This window comes from Mesorhizobium sp. 10J20-29, from assembly GCF_054130485.1.
In genome coordinates, this window is record NZ_CP199156.1 from 2020564 (window position 1) to 2035843 (window position 15280).

The 15280-nt window shown below is 65.5% G+C and carries 15 protein-coding genes; 4 read left to right on the forward strand and 11 right to left on the reverse strand.

The features are described from left to right. Window positions 1–4: 4 nt before the first annotated feature. Both ACT2BZ_RS09655 and betI read right to left on the reverse strand, forming a co-directional pair. Window positions 5–1021 (reverse strand): hypothetical protein, encoded by a 1017-nt coding sequence (locus tag ACT2BZ_RS09655; protein WP_457940726.1) that lies wholly within the window; start codon window positions 1019–1021, stop codon window positions 5–7. 260 nt (window positions 1022–1281) lie between these two features. Continuing rightward, window positions 1282–1866 carry a choline-binding transcriptional repressor BetI gene (gene betI / locus ACT2BZ_RS09660; protein WP_457940727.1) on the reverse strand — a complete coding sequence of 195 codons (585 nt, stop codon included), beginning with the start codon at window positions 1864–1866 and terminating at the stop codon, window positions 1282–1284. Between the two features lie 119 nt (window positions 1867–1985). On the opposite strand from betI, the gene choX reads away from it, so the two are divergent. Together choX and ACT2BZ_RS09670 are read left to right on the forward strand one after the other, a co-directional pair. Continuing rightward, window positions 1986–2921 carry a choline ABC transporter substrate-binding protein gene (choX, locus tag ACT2BZ_RS09665; RefSeq protein WP_457940729.1) on the forward strand — a complete coding sequence of 312 codons (936 nt, stop codon included), beginning with the start codon at window positions 1986–1988 and terminating at the stop codon, window positions 2919–2921. Beyond that, window positions 2918–3730, forward strand: coding sequence for an alpha/beta fold hydrolase (locus tag ACT2BZ_RS09670; RefSeq protein WP_457940731.1), 813 nt, complete (start codon window positions 2918–2920; stop codon window positions 3728–3730). Before choX ends, ACT2BZ_RS09670 begins: the two co-directional genes overlap by 4 nt. 182 nt (window positions 3731–3912) lie before the next feature. On the opposite strand, the gene ACT2BZ_RS09675 is transcribed toward ACT2BZ_RS09670, so the two are convergent. Beyond that, window positions 3913–4872 (reverse strand): sugar-binding transcriptional regulator, encoded by a 960-nt coding sequence (locus ACT2BZ_RS09675; RefSeq protein ID WP_457940732.1) that lies wholly within the window; start codon window positions 4870–4872, stop codon window positions 3913–3915. 226 nt (window positions 4873–5098) lie between these two features. On the opposite strand from ACT2BZ_RS09675, the gene ACT2BZ_RS09680 reads away from it, so the two are divergent. Beyond that, the gene (locus ACT2BZ_RS09680) at window positions 5099–5734 is read left to right on the forward strand and encodes an HAD family hydrolase (protein ID WP_457940733.1); all 636 of its coding nucleotides are present in this window, start codon (window positions 5099–5101) and stop codon (window positions 5732–5734) included. 93 nt (window positions 5735–5827) lie between these two features. Here the strand turns inward: ACT2BZ_RS09680 and ACT2BZ_RS09685 are convergent, their stop codons facing one another. Further along, on the reverse strand, window positions 5828–7732 hold the full coding sequence (locus tag ACT2BZ_RS09685) for a diguanylate cyclase (RefSeq protein WP_457940734.1): 1905 nt from the start codon (window positions 7730–7732) through the stop codon (window positions 5828–5830). 263 nt (window positions 7733–7995) lie between these two features. Then, window positions 7996–8763, reverse strand: coding sequence for a class II aldolase and adducin N-terminal domain-containing protein (locus ACT2BZ_RS09690; protein ID WP_457940735.1), 768 nt, complete (start codon window positions 8761–8763; stop codon window positions 7996–7998). Window positions 8764–8889: 126 nt separating this feature from the next. Here ACT2BZ_RS09690 and ACT2BZ_RS09695 point away from each other — a divergent pair, with 126 nt between their 5' ends. Continuing rightward, window positions 8890–10746 (forward strand): adenylate/guanylate cyclase domain-containing protein, encoded by a 1857-nt coding sequence (locus tag ACT2BZ_RS09695; RefSeq protein WP_457940736.1) that lies wholly within the window; start codon window positions 8890–8892, stop codon window positions 10744–10746. Here ACT2BZ_RS09695 and ureG read toward each other — a convergent pair. From ureG to ACT2BZ_RS09725, 6 genes are read right to left on the reverse strand one after another with little or no spacing between them, the layout of a single operon-like run. After that, a complete protein-coding gene (ureG, locus tag ACT2BZ_RS09700) occupies window positions 10743–11375 on the reverse strand; it encodes an urease accessory protein UreG (protein WP_457940737.1) in 633 nt (210 codons plus the stop codon). The genes ACT2BZ_RS09695 and ureG overlap by 4 nt on opposite strands. Beyond that, window positions 11372–11812, reverse strand: coding sequence for a DUF3995 domain-containing protein (locus tag ACT2BZ_RS09705; RefSeq protein WP_457940738.1), 441 nt, complete (start codon window positions 11810–11812; stop codon window positions 11372–11374). Before ACT2BZ_RS09705 ends, ureG begins: the two co-directional genes overlap by 4 nt. Then, window positions 11809–12474, reverse strand: a complete 666-nt coding sequence (locus ACT2BZ_RS09710) for an urease accessory protein UreF (protein ID WP_457940739.1) — start codon at window positions 12472–12474, stop codon at window positions 11809–11811. Before ACT2BZ_RS09710 ends, ACT2BZ_RS09705 begins: the two co-directional genes overlap by 4 nt. Next, entirely contained in the window at window positions 12467–13057 is a 591-nt protein-coding gene (gene ureE / locus ACT2BZ_RS09715; RefSeq protein WP_457940740.1) for an urease accessory protein UreE, read from the reverse strand. The genes ACT2BZ_RS09710 and ureE overlap by 8 nt, the downstream gene beginning before the upstream one ends. 29 nt (window positions 13058–13086) lie before the next feature. Next, a complete protein-coding gene (gene ureC, locus ACT2BZ_RS09720; protein WP_457940741.1) occupies window positions 13087–14799 on the reverse strand; it encodes an urease subunit alpha in 1713 nt (570 codons plus the stop codon). A 27-nt stretch (window positions 14800–14826) separates the two neighbouring features. After that, entirely contained in the window at window positions 14827–15228 is a 402-nt protein-coding gene (locus ACT2BZ_RS09725; RefSeq protein ID WP_457940742.1) for a lysozyme inhibitor LprI family protein, read from the reverse strand. Window positions 15229–15280: the final 52 nt, after the last annotated feature.

Consider the following 15280-nt stretch of genomic DNA (forward strand, 5'->3'; position numbering starts at 1 on the left):
CCGGTCAGAGGGCGGGTTCGGGAGCCTCCTCGAGCTCGCCGGCGTCGAGATCCGTGTCGGTCTCGGGTGTCTCTTCCGTGTCCACGGCCGCTGTCTCCTGCGGGTCCACGGCCTGCGCCTCGAGCACGCTCTTCATCTCGTCGATCTTGCCCACGGCGGTGCCGACGCCGAGGACTTCCTTCGACCACGAGACGACCGCCTCGTTGACCGTCTTGTTCGACATCGCCTCCAGCGCCGCCTGCAGCGACGCGTCGTCCGTTCCGACTGCTGCCGTTTCGGCCGCGGCCTGGGCCTCGGTCGCGGCCTGGCTGGCGGTTTCGACCGCGGCTGCCTGCTCGCCGATCTCGGCTTCGAGCGCCGACATGCGGCTGGTGCGCTCGGCCTGCTCCTCTTCGGTCAGCCCTGCCACGGCTTCTTCGGTCATCGCCGACAGCGTGCCGAGCTCGGCGTTGAGCGCATCGAGCTTTTCCTGCTCGGCAGCGGCCGCGGTGTTGGCCGCCTCGACCTTGTCGAGCGCGATCTCGTATTGCGCCGAGGCGACGACGAAGGACTGCACCGCCGCGAAGCGCGGGCTCTTGGCGTTGAGATAGGCGTTGATGTTGCGGTTCAGCGAGTTGAGTGCGCCAAGTTGCGCGTGAATGTTCTTTTCCTTGGCGACCGCCGCGACCTGCTGCTTGGCTGCGGATTTTGCCGCGCCCTTGTTCGTCTTGGCCGTGCTGGCGGTCTTCGTCGTGCTGGTCTTGGCCGAATTCGACTTGGAGGCCGAGCTGCTTGAGGATTTGCCGGCGCTCTTGCCGCCGCCGCCGGCGTTGCCGCCGCCCTTGCCGCCGCCGTTGCCCCCACCGTTACCGCCGCCATTGCCGCCACCATTGCCGCCGCCGCCACCGCCCCCGTTGCCGCCGCCATTGCCCTTGGCCCAGGCGCTGCCATCGCCCGAAAAACCATCCGGCAGGTCGAGCGGGAGGGCGCCGAGCGCAACGCCGCATAATGCTGCGACGAGGAAGTTCCTGGTTCGGGTCATGGCTATGGTCCTCCGGCATCAATCGAGCAAGGCGGGTCGCCTTGTGCGTCCCGCCGGACCGGCACCATGATCGCCAAACGTTAAGGGCGGCTGACGCAGGAGGTTAGATTTCTACGCATTCATCATCGGCTGGCCGTGCGGCACGGCGCGCTCCGGCATCGGTCGGGGTGAACGAGGCCACTCGAGGCAGGTAGTGTCACCGGTCCAGCGGCGACGAATGCGCATCTCCGCACGGGGCTTGCCTGGCCGGAGGCGTCCCGTCAGACAAGTTGGGCAAGTCTTGCGGAAACATAGTCTTTGACCTGCTTCAGCGCGTAGTCGCGCGGGATGCCGTCAGGCTGGAGACCAAGCCTGAGCCACAGGCCGTCGATCATCGCGGTGACCCCGAAGGCAATGTCCTGCGCGTCTGCCGCCGGGACGATGTGGCGCAGGCCCGACAGGAGGTTGGAGCGCATGCGCGCGTGAATGACAGTCTGGATGCGCCGGAGCTTGTCGTCGCGCGGTACCTCGGCGCACAGAGACAGCCAGGCATGGCCGAGCGGCGGGCGAAACAGGTGCGGCTCGAAATTGCCCTCGATGACGGCATCGATGCGCTCCATCGGGGTCCGCGCCCGGTTCAACCGCGCCACGACGACGTGGCGCAACACGGCATTCGACTCGCGCATGGCGTGTTCGAACAATTCGCGCTTGCTCTTGAAGTAGTGGAGCACGATTCCCTTCGAGGCACCGGCCTGTGCAGCGACCTTCTCGATCGTGGCGCCCGCTATCCCCTCTCGCTGCAAAACTTCAAATGCCGCCTGACGCAGCTCCTTGCGGCGGATGTCACTGAGGCGCGTGAGGTTCACGGTCTGCTTCCCCGAAATTGGTCGGCGCAACGTGTCAGCTTAGGCTTGTGAGATCAACTATTGACCCGCTGGTCAATGTCCAAGACAATGGGTCAACAAAAGAAGGGGAGTGTTCCGAAATGAAGCCTATCCATCGCATTGTCGCGAGCTGCATCGTGCTTGCTGCCTGCTCGGTTCAGGCCGCCCATGCCGGAGACCCAGCCGAATGCCGCGTTGTTCGCATGGCCGAGCCGGGCTGGAACGATCTTGCTTTCACCACGGGAGTGGCAGACGTCCTGTTCAATGCTCTCGGCTATGAGGCCAAGAGCGATGTGCTTGGCATCAACGTCATCTACGAAGGTATGAAGAACAGCGATCTGGACGTCTTTCTCGGCTACTGGGACCCCGCAATGGTCACCTATTTCGACCCGTACAAGCAGGACGGTTCGGTCGAGACCATTGGCGTAAATCTCACCGGCGCAAAATACACGTTTGCGGTGCCGACCTACGCATGGGAGGCCGGCGTCAAGGACTTCAAGGATCTCGACAAGTTCGCCGACGAGTTCGATCGCAAGATGTACGGCATCGAGCCCGGCTCCAACCAGCTGATGCTCGACGCGATCGCCGATCTCGGCCTGAAGGACTGGAAAGTCGTGGAATCCAGCGAGGCGGGGATGCTGTCGGAGGTCGGCTACAAGATCAAGGAAGAGAAGTTCGTGGTCTTCCAGGGATGGGCGCCGCATCCGATGAACGCCATGTACGACTTCAGGTACCTGACCGGCGGCGACAAATATTTCGGCCCCGATTTCGGCGCGGCGACCGTCAGCACGCAGGCTCGCAAGGGTTACGCCGAGGCGTGCCCGAATGCCGCCCGGCTGCTGCAGAACCTCACCTTTGACATCGACTTCGAGAACGTCGGCATGGGTTACCTGATCAATGACGGGATGAAGCCCGCCGAGGCGGGTGTAAAGGCCATCAAGGCCAATCCCGACAGGCTCGATGGTTGGTTGGCGGGCGTCGAGACATTCGATGGCAAGCCCGGCCTGGAAGCGGTGAAGGAAAAGCTCGGGCTGTGACCCCTGCCGATCAGCAGGGTTGGAGCGGGCGAAAGGAAACGGTCGCTATCGGAGGTGCCGAAATCGCCTATGTGGAGATTACAGGCAGCGAACCTGCGCTGCTGCTGATCCACGGGTTTACCGACACGAGCCGCAGCTTCTCCCTGCTGGCGCCGCACCTTGCAGGTCGGCGCCTTCTCATTCCGGACCTGCCGGGACATGGCGATTCAACCAACAGTACTGGCGGGGTGAGGCCGAAGGATTTCGCGGTCGACGTCGCCCGCCTGATCGAGGCGCTGGATCTCGACAGGCCGATCGTCGTCGGCCATTCGATGGGCGGCATGATCGCCATCGAGCTGGCGGCCGGGCGTCCTGATCTTGTGGACGGGCTGGTACTCCTGGCGACGACGCTGCGGGTCGACGTAACCGATGAGGACGCTGTGGCGATCGGCGTTCTTGCCCTGCAGGATCCGATTTCACCGACCGATCCATTCTATGATTTCTGGCATGCCTGCGAGGTTCCGGTTGCGCCCGACTTCTTGGCCAGGACGGCCGAGGAGGCTTCTGCCATGCCGGCCGTCAGCTGGCGCAGCATCTTCGACGAGGTTCGGCGCGCCGACCTGACGGAGCGCGTGCGAAAGGTGCGCGCAAGGACGCTGATCATTAGCGGCGGTCGCGACCCGCTATTCGACAGGACGCATCAGGAACGGCTTCGCGCGACCATTCCGGCGGCAGGGTTCGTCGAGGCCGAGCAGTGCGGCCATAATGTGCATTGGGAGAATCCGGCACTGGTAGCCGAGGCGATCATCGGACACTTCGGCGGTCACTGAAGACGGGCGGTGGCCAGCGACGCGCAGGCGTCTGCCAACGCCGGCGGACAACTGACGCGCGCCTGCTCCAGGCCGTATTGGAACGGCAGCTGTCCGACATGGCGAGCGAACACGAAGCTGAAGGCGCTGGTCAGCCCGTAGCCGCGGCGTTCAGAGATCTCCGCGACGCCGACTTTGCCGCGTCAGGCCGCCGCGAGCAGCGCTTCGGCAGTCTGCTCGTCAGTGATCAGCCCGTTGACGAGCCGGCGCGTCACCGCGGCGAGGATGCCGGGCAGCTTCTTCTCGCCCATCGCCAGCGCGACGACCAGCGAGCGCTCGCGCGAGGGCAGCGGCGCCGACGCCACGCGGTCGTTGATGACGTCCTCGATGAGTCGGCCGTCGCGGTCGAACACCCAGCCCACGATCTCGGCGACGCCGCCGGCCTTCTGCAGGGCCTTGAGTTCAGCCTCGGTGATGAAGCCGTCCTCGTAAAGCGGCGCCTTGGGTCCGAGGTCGCCGATGCCCACGAAGGTGACGTCGGCGCGCGCGGCGAGCGCCAGCGTCGGCTGGATCATCGGCTGGCTGTGCAGCATGGCGCGCTCCTCCGCCGAGGACGAGATGACCGGCAGCGGCATCGGAAAGGATCGCGCCTTGATGCGGTCGGCCATGGTGAAGATGACGTTGTAGAAGGCGGCCGAGCCGTCGGGCGCGATGTTGCCGGTGAGAGACACGACCTTGTGCTGCGGGCAATCCATCGGCGCCAGCTGCTCGATGGCCGCTTTGAGCGTACGCCCGGTACCGATCGCCATGACGATCGGCTCGGTCGAGCGCAGCCAGCGCTCGATCTCGCTGGCAGCCGCTTCCGCGATGCCGATGGTGGTCGACGACGAATCGCCGCTGCTCGGCACGACCTCGGCAAGGTCGAGCGCGAAGCGCGTGGTCAGGCGCCGCGCGAGTTCCAGGCAATTGGCGATGGGATGGTCGACGCGCACCTTGATCAACCCCTCAGACACCGCGAGCGAGACAAGCCGCTGGGCCGTCTGGCGCGACACGCCGAGCTTGCCGGCGATCTGGTCCTGGGTGTTGCCGGCGACGTAATAGAGCCAACCGGCGCGCGCTGCCTCATCGAGCCGCGGATTGCCGCCTTCCTGCCGTAAACTCATGCGCACCCCTTCTGCTGCGGGGCCAGCTTTTCGCGGGGACCCGCTTGGAGTGTTGCAGGGAATGGCCTGATGCGCAATTCTCTATTGCCCGGGCAAATGCCCGTGCCGCTGCCGACGTCCTCCCCTTGCTTGACCGGACCTATCTGTGCGCGACCGCCGCCGCCGGTCGCATCGCGGTTTATCTCGCGCACCGAAACCTCTAGGACTCGTCGAAAAGGAGCTCCGCATGAAGCCGAAGGCGGTCTACTGGGACATGGACGGAACGCTGGTCGACAGCGAGCCGCTGCACGATCAGGCCCTGTCGGCCGCACTCGAGAGCGTCGGCATCGAACCGCCGGCCGACCTGCACGAGCGGGTACTCGGGCAGGCTGCGCAGCCGGTCTACGACATGATGCGGCGCGACCTCGGACTGAAGCTGCCCTTCGACGACTGGATCCGGCGCAAGTACGATTTCTACCTGCTGCACGCCGTGACGCTGAGGCCGCGGCCGGGAGCGCTGGAGATCTTTCGCGACCTGCAGCGCGCCGGCGTGGTGCAGGCGGTGGTGTCGAATTCCGACCGGCTGATCATCGACGCTAATCTCGGCGCCGTCGGCATCGTCGAGCCGGGCATGAAGACGGTTAGCCGCAACGACGTGCGCGAGGGCAAGCCGCACCCGGAGCCTTTCCTGCGCGCCGCCTGGCTGACCGAAGTCGACCCGGCCGAGACCTTCGTCATGGAAGACAGCGTAACGGGCGCGACGGCGGGACTGGCGGCCGGCATGAAGACGATCTTCTGGCCTGAGCGGCCTACCGCCGGGCCGCGCGACGCCCTGCACGCCGAGACGGCCGAGGACGTCAGAAGGCTTCTCGGACTGGACTGATCCGGTCCGGAGCCGGCGCCCGCGCCTGCTCTGCGAAGTACTCGTTGGCCGGTTAGAGCGCGCCCGAAGCGGTTGACCCGCAAGAGGGTGCGGTCAGCCGCCCTGCGCCATCGCAACATCGTGCCCTGCGTAGGGACGCCAGCCATGCACCCGGTCGCGACCAGCCGCCTTGGCGCCGTAGAGCGCCTCGTCGGCGCGCCGCACCAACTGGCCTACAGAGGCCGCGCCATCGCCGTCAAAGGTCGACACGCCGATGCTGACGGTGAGATGCTTCTTCTGGCTGGCTTCGTGCGGGACCTTCAGCGCGCGCACCGCCGACTTCAGCGCCTCTGCTATGACGAAGGCGCCGCGGGCATCGGTGTCGGGCAGGATCACCGCGAATTCCTCGCCGCCGTAGCGGGCTGCCAGATCGCTCGGACGCCGCGCGGTGGTCTCGATACAACGGCTGACGATGCGCAGGCACTCGTCTCCGGCAGGATGGCCGTACTGGTCGTTGTAGAGCTTGAAGAAATCGACATCGATAAGGAGCAGGCTGAGCGGGCTGCCGGAGCGCCTGCTGCGCGAGAATTCCCGCTCGATCGCATCATCGAATGCGCGCCGTGTCGACAGGTCGGTCAAACCGTCGCGGTGCGCAAGATGGTTGAGCTTTTCGTTCGCCGCCAGCAGTTCCGACTCCGCCGTCTTAGCGCTGGTGATGTCAGAAAAGACGCTGAGCCTGCCACCATCGTCGGTCGGCCGCGCCCGGACGTCCAGCCAGCGGCCATCGCCCAGCTGGATCTGCTGGTTGCCGACACGGTTGGCGTCGACAATGTCTTCGATCCAGGCCTCGATCCGGTCGGCAGGCATGACGATCTCGCCGGTCTCAGCGGCAGCACGCAGTATGTCGCGTTGCATCGCGCCCGGAACCCGCAGATGCGCGGTCTTCGGAAACATCGAGCGATATTGTTCGTTGCACAGCAACAGGCGCCGCGAGCTGTCGTAAAGCACCAGGCCGTCTGCCATGTGCGTCAGCGCGTAGCTGAGCTGCGCGCGGCTTTGGGCGAGCTCGCTTTCCAGTTTCTTGCCGCGGGTGATGTCGCGGTTGTGGGTGATCAGACCGACCACCTTGCCATGATAGTCCGTAAGCGGCGTCTTCATGCTCGACAGCCAAGTATCGACGCCGTCGGCACGCGTGAAGCGCTGCTCGATGTTGATCGACTTGCTGGCCATCAGGGCCGCCATGTCGACCTGCTTGAACTCACGCGCCACCGCCTCCGGGTAGAAGTCGAAGTCGGACTTGCCGATCAGCGCCTCGGTTTCCTCGGCCTGCATCAGGTCGGCAGTCGCCGGATTGGCGAGGATGAAGCGCCCCTGCAGGTCCTTGACGTTCAGACAGTCAGGCAGGGCGTCGACGACGAGTTTGTAGATGCGCTTGGACTGCAGCGCTTCAATGCGCCGGCGCTCCTGGTACAACGCAAGGCCGACAAGCACGATCGTTCCAAAGTCGAGAACTGCCGAGGGCAGGGCAGCCGTCTTCATATAGGCTTCGACGATGTGCCACGGCAGCACGACCAGGCCGATACGCGATGCGATGGCGACCGCCGCCGCGATGATCAATATGTCGCGCCGCATTGGCGGGCGGCCCCGCAGCAACTGGTGGCCAGCTGTGGTGACGATCATCGCCGCGAGAACAGAGAGCGTGCCGGCAAACGCGCCGGCGCCGCCTTCGTGAATTCGGAAGGCGCCGGCCATGACGCCGGTGATCAGCCCCGCGACAGGTCCGCCGAACAGGCCCGACAATGCGATGGTGACAAAGCGCAGGTCGATCATGACTCCCGGCATGAGTTTGACCGGCAGGCTCATCACAACGATGGCGGCCATGCCCATGAGGAGCCCGAAGGCGGCGGAACTTGTCCGCTCGCCGAGCCGGTCGACCCACACATGGGTATGGATCCAGACCGAGACGAACATCGCCACGACCGCGAAATTCGCGAGCAACTGGGCCCAGGCAGACGTCATGTCGCCTTCTCCTACGCATAACACTTGAGTTGAGGCCTAAGCGGTCACTGACAACAAACCGTTACCGCAGTCTCACAAATGCGTGTTTTCGACGGATGACATGCAATTCTTACAATATGACGCGAGGGCATGAGGCGCGGGCCTTGTCGCCGCGACGGCGCAAGGCGACAGGCCGTGCGACGCGGTGATGGTCGAAAGCCGGTTTCAAGGCGTGAAAAAGCGCCGCCGCGGAGCCGCAGCGGCGCATCGCGAGCGGGCGAGCTTCAGTGCCGGTAGGCGGGTTCCTGCTCGTCGAGGATCAGCTTCAGCTCGGCGAGGTGCCGCTCGGCCTGACCCGGATAGTCGTCCATCTCGGCGGCCGTCTTCTCGGCGATGGCGTCAGACAGGACGCGCAGCTTCTGGCCCGTCCACAGCGCCTTGACGTAGGTCTCGGCGGCGCGCTCGAAATAGAACATGCGGTTGAACGTGTCTGCGACGCTGTCGCCGATGACCATGACGCCGTGATTGCCCATGATCATGACCTTCTGCTTCGGGTCCGTGAAGAGCGTGGCGCAGCGCTCGCCCTCTTCCTCGAAGGCGAGGCCGCCGTAATTCTCGTCGACGACCTGGCGATTGAAGAACATCGCCGAATTCTGGTCGACCGGCGGCAGCTTCGAGTCAGCCATGATGGCAAGCACGGTGGCATGGATGGAATGCACATGCATGACGCAGCGCGCATGCGGCACACGGCGGTGGATGGCGCCGTGCAGGCCCCAGGCAGTCGGGTCAGGCGCGTTCGGCCCGGTCAACGTCTCGGGATCGTTGGCGTCGATCAGGAGCAGGTCGCTCGCCTTGATGCGCGAGAAATGCACCTGGTTGGGGTTCATCAGGAACTGCGTGCCGTCGTCGTTGACGGCGAGCGAGAAATGGTTTGCCACCGCCTCGTGCATGTTGAGCCGGACCGTCCAGCGGAAGGCTGCCGCGAGATCGACGCGCTCCTCGTAATGGGGCAGGTTGGTCTGGGGCGGCTGCTGCAAGCGGGCAATGGACATGGCAGTCTCTCTGGCTGTGGATGGACTTGCCGCACACTAGCCGGTTCCCCCGCGGGATGCAGCCCCCTTTGCGCGGTGGACCGCCAATCCGCGGTGGTTGGCGCATCGGCTTTCTAACGGCCACGAATGGCTGTAAGACTCGCCCGCAACGACATGCGGTTTCGAATAACCATCATCCTGATGATCGCGCTGGGGGGCCTTACGGCGGTCGCCACCGGCACGGTGCTCGTCATTTCGGCTTCGGCCAGCATCAAGAACACGCTCGAACTGACCAGGCAGCGCGCGGAGCTGACAATTTCGGCGCTCGAGCGGGCGGTCGCCGACCACCTTCAGCCCGGCCCCGACCTGATTGCCGGCATCAGCAGCCGCGTCGCCGACGGTTCGCTCGACCTGACGGACAACCGGCGCCTGACGGACGTTCTGGGCGGCTCGCTTGCTCCGGCGCCGCAACTCGGTGGCATCGTGCTCTGGCGCAGAAACGATAGTGGCGTATCGGTGTACCGGACCGAGACTGGCGGTATCGGCGTCACCGAGAATCCCGAAGCCGACGTTCCGCAGTTCTCCGCGTTCATGTCCGGTCTTGCGACATCGAAGGACATGGTCTGGGCGCCGCCCTATCATCTCAACAACGAAACCTACATCACCATCGGCTCGCGCCTCGCGAACAAGGGCGAGGTTGTCGGTTCGGTCGCCACCGGCATCTCGCTCGAGGCCCTGTCGCGCTTCGTCAGCAAGCTCAACCAGAACGGGCTGACCGCCTTCGTGCTCTACGGCGACGACCACGTGCTGGCACATCCGGCGATGCTGGATGAAAGCCGCGAAAAGCTGCTGTCGGCCGAAAGGCCGATGCTCTCGGTGACGGAGATCGGCGATCCCGTGCTGGCGGGCTTCTCGCAGGCCGAGAAGGTCAAGCTGCGCGGCTGGGAAGACCTCGATATCCGCGAAACCGGACAGCGCGAGTCGGGCGACCTGATCCTGTCGCGCACCAGCAACGCCTATGGCGCGGTGCCGTGGCGGATCGGCATCCACGTTCCTGTCGAAGCGGTGAGCGAGCAGATCAGACGCCTGATCGGCTCCATCGCCATCAGCATCGGAATGCTGGTTGTATCGCTGGCAGCGGCATTGCTGCTGGCGCGGCGGATCGCCAGGCCGATGCGTGCCGTGGCCTCGGCGGCGGGCAAGATCGAGCGCCTGGAACTCGACACGATCCGGCCTCTGCGGGGCTCGATGATCCGCGAGATCGACGACCAGGCGGTTTCCTTCAACCGCATGATACAGGGCCTGAAGTGGTTTCAGGCCTATGTGCCGCACCAGCTGGTGCGGCGGCTGATGACCGTGACGGGCGGGCCCGTCACCGACGCACGCGAGGCTGAGCTGACGGTGATGTTTGCCGACATTGTCGGCTTCACGCCACTGTCTGAAAGCCTGCCGCCGGCCCGCGTGGCGGCGCTGCTCAACGATCACTTCGAGATGCTGGGTGCCTGCATCGAGGCAGAGGACGGCACGCTGGACAAGTATATCGGCGACGCGGTGATGGCCTTCTGGGGTGCGCCGGAACCGATCCAGGACCACGCGGCGCGCGCCTGCCGGACCGCGCTGGCCATGGCAAGCGCCCTTTCGGCCAGAGAACATGAAGTGCAGGGCGAGAAGTTCCGCCTGAAGATCGCGCTGCATACCGGGCCGCTGATCGTCGGCAATATCGGCGGCCGCACGCGCATGAACTACACGGTGATTGGCGACACGGTGAATGTCTGTGCCCGCATCGAAGCGCTGGCCTCCGACTATATCGGCGACGAGGCAGTCACGATCCTGGTCAGCGGCGATGTCGTGCAGGCGGCGGGCGCCAGCTTCCGCTTCGAGCCGCTGGGCGACGTCACCGTCAAGGGACGCGAGCAGAGCGTGGCCATCTGGCGGCTGGTTGGCGAAGCAGGTCCGGCGGCAGTACATGCCGAAACGGCGAAGGCGGGCAGCGGGACGGCCTAGGCTGCCGGGCGCGCCATGCGCAACCCGCCATTCTCGACGATGTAGTCGATCACCGCGTCCAGCCCCTTGCCGCGCGACAGGTCGGTGAAGCCGAAGGGGCGCTTGCCGCGCTGCCTGGCCGCGTCGCTTTCCATGACATCGAGATTGACGTTCACATAGGGCGCGAGGTCGCTCTTGTTGATGACCAGGAAGTCGGAGCGGGTGATGCCCGGCCCGCCCTTGCGCGGGATCTCCTCGCCCTGGCAGACCGAGATCACGTAGAGCGTCAGGTCGGCGAGATCGGGCGAGAAGGTGGCGGCGAGATTGTCGCCGCCCGATTCGATGAAGACGATGTCGAGGTCGGGGAACTTGCGGTTCATCTCGGCGATCGCCTGCAGGTTGATCGAGGCGTCCTCGCGGATGGCCGTGTGCGGGCAGCCGCCGGTCTCGACACCCATGATTCGGTCCTCGGGCAGCGCCTGCAGGCGGGCCAGCATCAGCGCGTCCTCGCGCGTGTAGATGTCGTTGGTGACGACGGCGATGGAGAACTCGTCGCGCAGCGCCTTGCAGAGCTTTTCGGTGAGCGTCGTCTTGCCGGAGCCGACCGGGCCTCCGATGCCGACGCGAAGCGGCCCGTTATGCGAAGTCATCCAGAAAATCCCCTGATGCCGAGAGTGAAAATGCCGGCGCCGATGAGCAGGCAGAGCGGCGAGTAGTAATAGCGATCGAGACGCGCGAAGGGCTCGACCGGGCTAAGCCGGCGCCAGGCGGAGGTGTAGCCGGCAATGCCGCGCCCGACGAAGACCAGGGTGATGGTGAGCGCCGAGGGGCCGAGCAAAAAGAAGGGTATGGGGCTCTGGATCAGGCCGCCCAGCACCAGCGCGACGATGGCCGAATAGACGAGAAGCGCCGCGACCAGGAAGCTGGCGATGGCAGAGGGCGGCGACGGTTCGCCGGCAAAGCCCGCGACGCGGGCTGCGAGATCGGCGGCGTCGGTACCCGGCCACAGGCCGCCGAGGCCCCAGTAGACATGCAGGGCGGCGATGAGCAGCAGCACGCCCGCCACCAGCAGCGCCAGCATCATCATGTGCGGAACAGCCTCGAATATTGCGTCTCGTGATTCATCGCCATGATGTCGGAGAGTATACTCGCCGAGCCGAGACCGTCGAGGGTGGATTGCGCGGCGCGGGCAGCGACCGCCAGCACGCGCGGCTCGAGGGTGGCGATTGTGGCGACCGCGCCGGACTGGCCGGTAACGGAGAGCCGGATCGCCGCCTGGGCGAGATTTGAGCAAAAAGCTTGCAAATAGGCGGCGAGCGCGTCGGAAAGCGGCACGGCATGCGCGCCGGACACTGCGCCGACCGCGATGCAATAGGCTGGTGTCTCCGGCAGCCTCCCGATGACCGGATGCGGCCAGCCGGCGGCAGCAGCAAGGAAGGCTGCGCCCTGCAGCGTGGTTTCGCGGTGACGCTCCAGCGACCCGGCAAGCGCTTCGGCAAGTTCGGCCAGGTCGCCGAATTTCTCGCCCGCGTCGGCCCGCCGCCATGCCTCGGCAAACAGCACCGCGTCGTTCCAGCCGGAACCGATCTCGATCAGCGCGCCGAGCCATGCCTCGAGTCCGTCGCGGTCGGCGACGCGTCCGTCATGCACGGCGCGCTCCAGCCCATGCGAGTAGGAGAAGCCGCCGACGGGAAAGACCGGTGAAAGCCACGTTATAAGACGCAGCAGCCCGGCCCGCTGCTCAGCCATGGCTGTGGCCGTAATGCGGATCGCCGGGCAGGCGTCCATGGGCGTCGCGCTCGCCGTGATCGTGGTGGCCGTGGTCATGCGAATGCGAATGAGCGCCGTGGCCATGCGTTCCATGCCCGGAATAGGCGCCGGCAAGCGGTGAAAATGGCTCGACCGTATCGGCGACGGTGGCCCCGAGCCCTTCGAGCATGGCCTTGATGACATGGTCGCGCAGGATGAGGATGCGGCCGGGCTCGATGGCGGCGGCGAGATGGCGGTTGCCGATGTGCCAGGCAAGGTCCGTGAGGTGCAGCGCATCGCGCGGCCGGATGTCGTAAAGCTCTTCGGCCGCGGCAACGATCTCGGCCTGGCGGCCGTCCTCCAGCACGAGCAGGTCGCCATGCGCAAGCACGATGGTTTTGGGCAGGTCGACCAGGACCTTCTCGCCCTGCGCCAGTTGAATGACGCGGCGGCGCAGATGGCGCTCGTCGTGGACGAGTTCGGCATGGTCGAAGGGCTCGGCTCCGGCCGGGCGCTCGGCGGCGCGGATGACGGAAACGGCGCGCGCCAGCTTGGTGAAGTCGGTGTTGAGCGAGAGTTTCAAGGCGTGTCCTTTGCGGGTATTCCCGACACCTAGAACAGAAAATACCGCTGCGCCATCGGCAGCACGGTGGCCGGCTGACAGGTCAGAAGCTCGCCGTCGGCCCGCACCTCGTAGGTTTCGGGGTCAACCTCGATATGGGGCGTCGCGTCGTTCAGCACCATCGAGTGCTTGCCGATCCCGCCGCGCGTGTTCTCGACCGCCACCATCTGCTTGTCGACGCCGATTTTTGAGCGCAGTCCGTCATCGAGAGCGGCCTTCGACACGAAGGTGACGGAGGAGTTGGTGATCGCCTTGCCGTAGGCGCCGAACATCGGCCGGTAGTGCACCGGCTGCGGCGTCGGGATCGAGGCGTTCGGGTCGCCCATCGGGGCGGCGGCGATCGAGCCGCCGACGAGGATCATGTCGGGCTTCACGCCGAAGAAGGCCGGATTCCACAGCACCAGGTCGGCGCGCTTGCCGACCTCGACCGAGCCGATCTCCTTCGACAGGCCGTGCGCGATGGCCGGGTTGATGGTGTATTTGGCGATGTAGCGGCGCACCCGGATGTTGTCGTTGTCGCCGGTTTCCTCGGGCAGGCTGCCGCGCTGCCGCTTCATCTTGTCGGCCGTCTGCCAGGTGCGGATGGCGACCTCGCCGACGCGGCCCATGGCCTGCGAATCGGAGGCGATGATGGAGAAGGCGCCGATGTCGTGAAGGATGTCTTCGGCGGCAATGGTCTCCTTGCGGATGCGGCTCTCGGCAAACGCGATGTCTTCCGGAATGGACGGCGACAAATGATGGCACACCATAAGCATGTCGAGATGCTCGGCGATAGTGTTGATCGTGTAGGGCCGCGTCGGGTTGGTCGAGGACGGAATGACGTTGGGCAGGCCGCAGACCTTGATGATGTCGGGCGCATGGCCGCCGCCCGCACCCTCGGTGTGGAAGGCATGGATTGTGCGGCCCTTGAAGGCGGAAACCGTGTTTTCCACGAACCCGCTCTCGTTCAGCGTGTCGGTGTGGATCATCACCTGGACGTCGTGCTCGTCGGCGACGGTCAGGCAGCAGTCGATCGCGGCGGGCGTCGTGCCCCAGTCCTCGTGCAGTTTGAGCGCGCAGGCGCCGCCCAGGATCATCTCCTCGATCGCCGCCGGCAAGGAGGCGTTGCCCTTGGCCGACAGGCCGATGTTCATCGGGAAGGCGTCGAACGACTGGATCATGCGTGCCATGTGCCAGGGGCCGGGCGTGCAGGTGGTGGCCAGCGTGCCGTGGGCCGGGCCGGTGCCGCCGCCGAGCATGGTGGTGATGCCCGACATCAGCGCTTCCTCGATCTGCTGCGGGCAGATGAAGTGGATATGCGCGTCGAAGCCGCCGGCGGTGAGGATCTTGCCCTCGCAGGCGATGATTTCGGTACCGGGACCGATGATGATGGTGACACCGGGCTGGGTATCCGGGTTGCCGGCCTTGCCGATGGCGGCGATGCGGCCGTCCTTCAGCCCGATATCGGCCTTGAAGATCCCCTTGGCATCGACCACCAGCGCATTGGTGATGACCGTATCGACAGCGCCCTGCGCGCGGGACACCTGGCTCTGGCCCATGCCGTCGCGGATCACCTTGCCGCCGCCGAATTTCACTTCCTCGCCGTGGATGCAAAAATCCTGCTCGACCTCGATGAAGAGTTCGGTGTCGGCGAGACGCACCTTGTCGCCGACGGTCGGGCCGAACATCTGGGCGTAGGCGGCGCGGGATATCTGTGCGGGCATGGCTTCGTCCGTTCCGGGTGTTGGCTGCTATTGGGGTCCGTCGATGTATCGCATGAGTTCCTGGGTGCGCAGGCGCGTGGTTTCGGCGAGGCACATCGCAACCAGCATCGGCTCCATGGAGCCGCCGCGCGCCTCGAAACCTGCCAGTTCGCAATGGCCGTCGCGATAGGCGATCCAGCCGCGCTGTTCGGCGAGAAGAGCCTTCTCGGCACCCTTCAGGCCCTCTTGATACTCTGCGTCCTCAGCCTTTGCGGCAGCGCGCGCCTCTTTCCAGACGGCGTTGAGTTCGGCATCGGCAGCATCGTAGTCGCGGCTGGCGCAGATCGTCATGTCCTGCTGCGCCATCACGTTCTCGCAGTCCAGTTTCTCTTCAGCGGCCAGAGGCGAAGCGGCTGTGCAGAGAAGGGCGAGGGTGAGAAGCATTCTCATGGCCGGCTCCATGCCGGGCGCGTGCCGAGGGCTCCCCGAAGCAGGCGTGCCG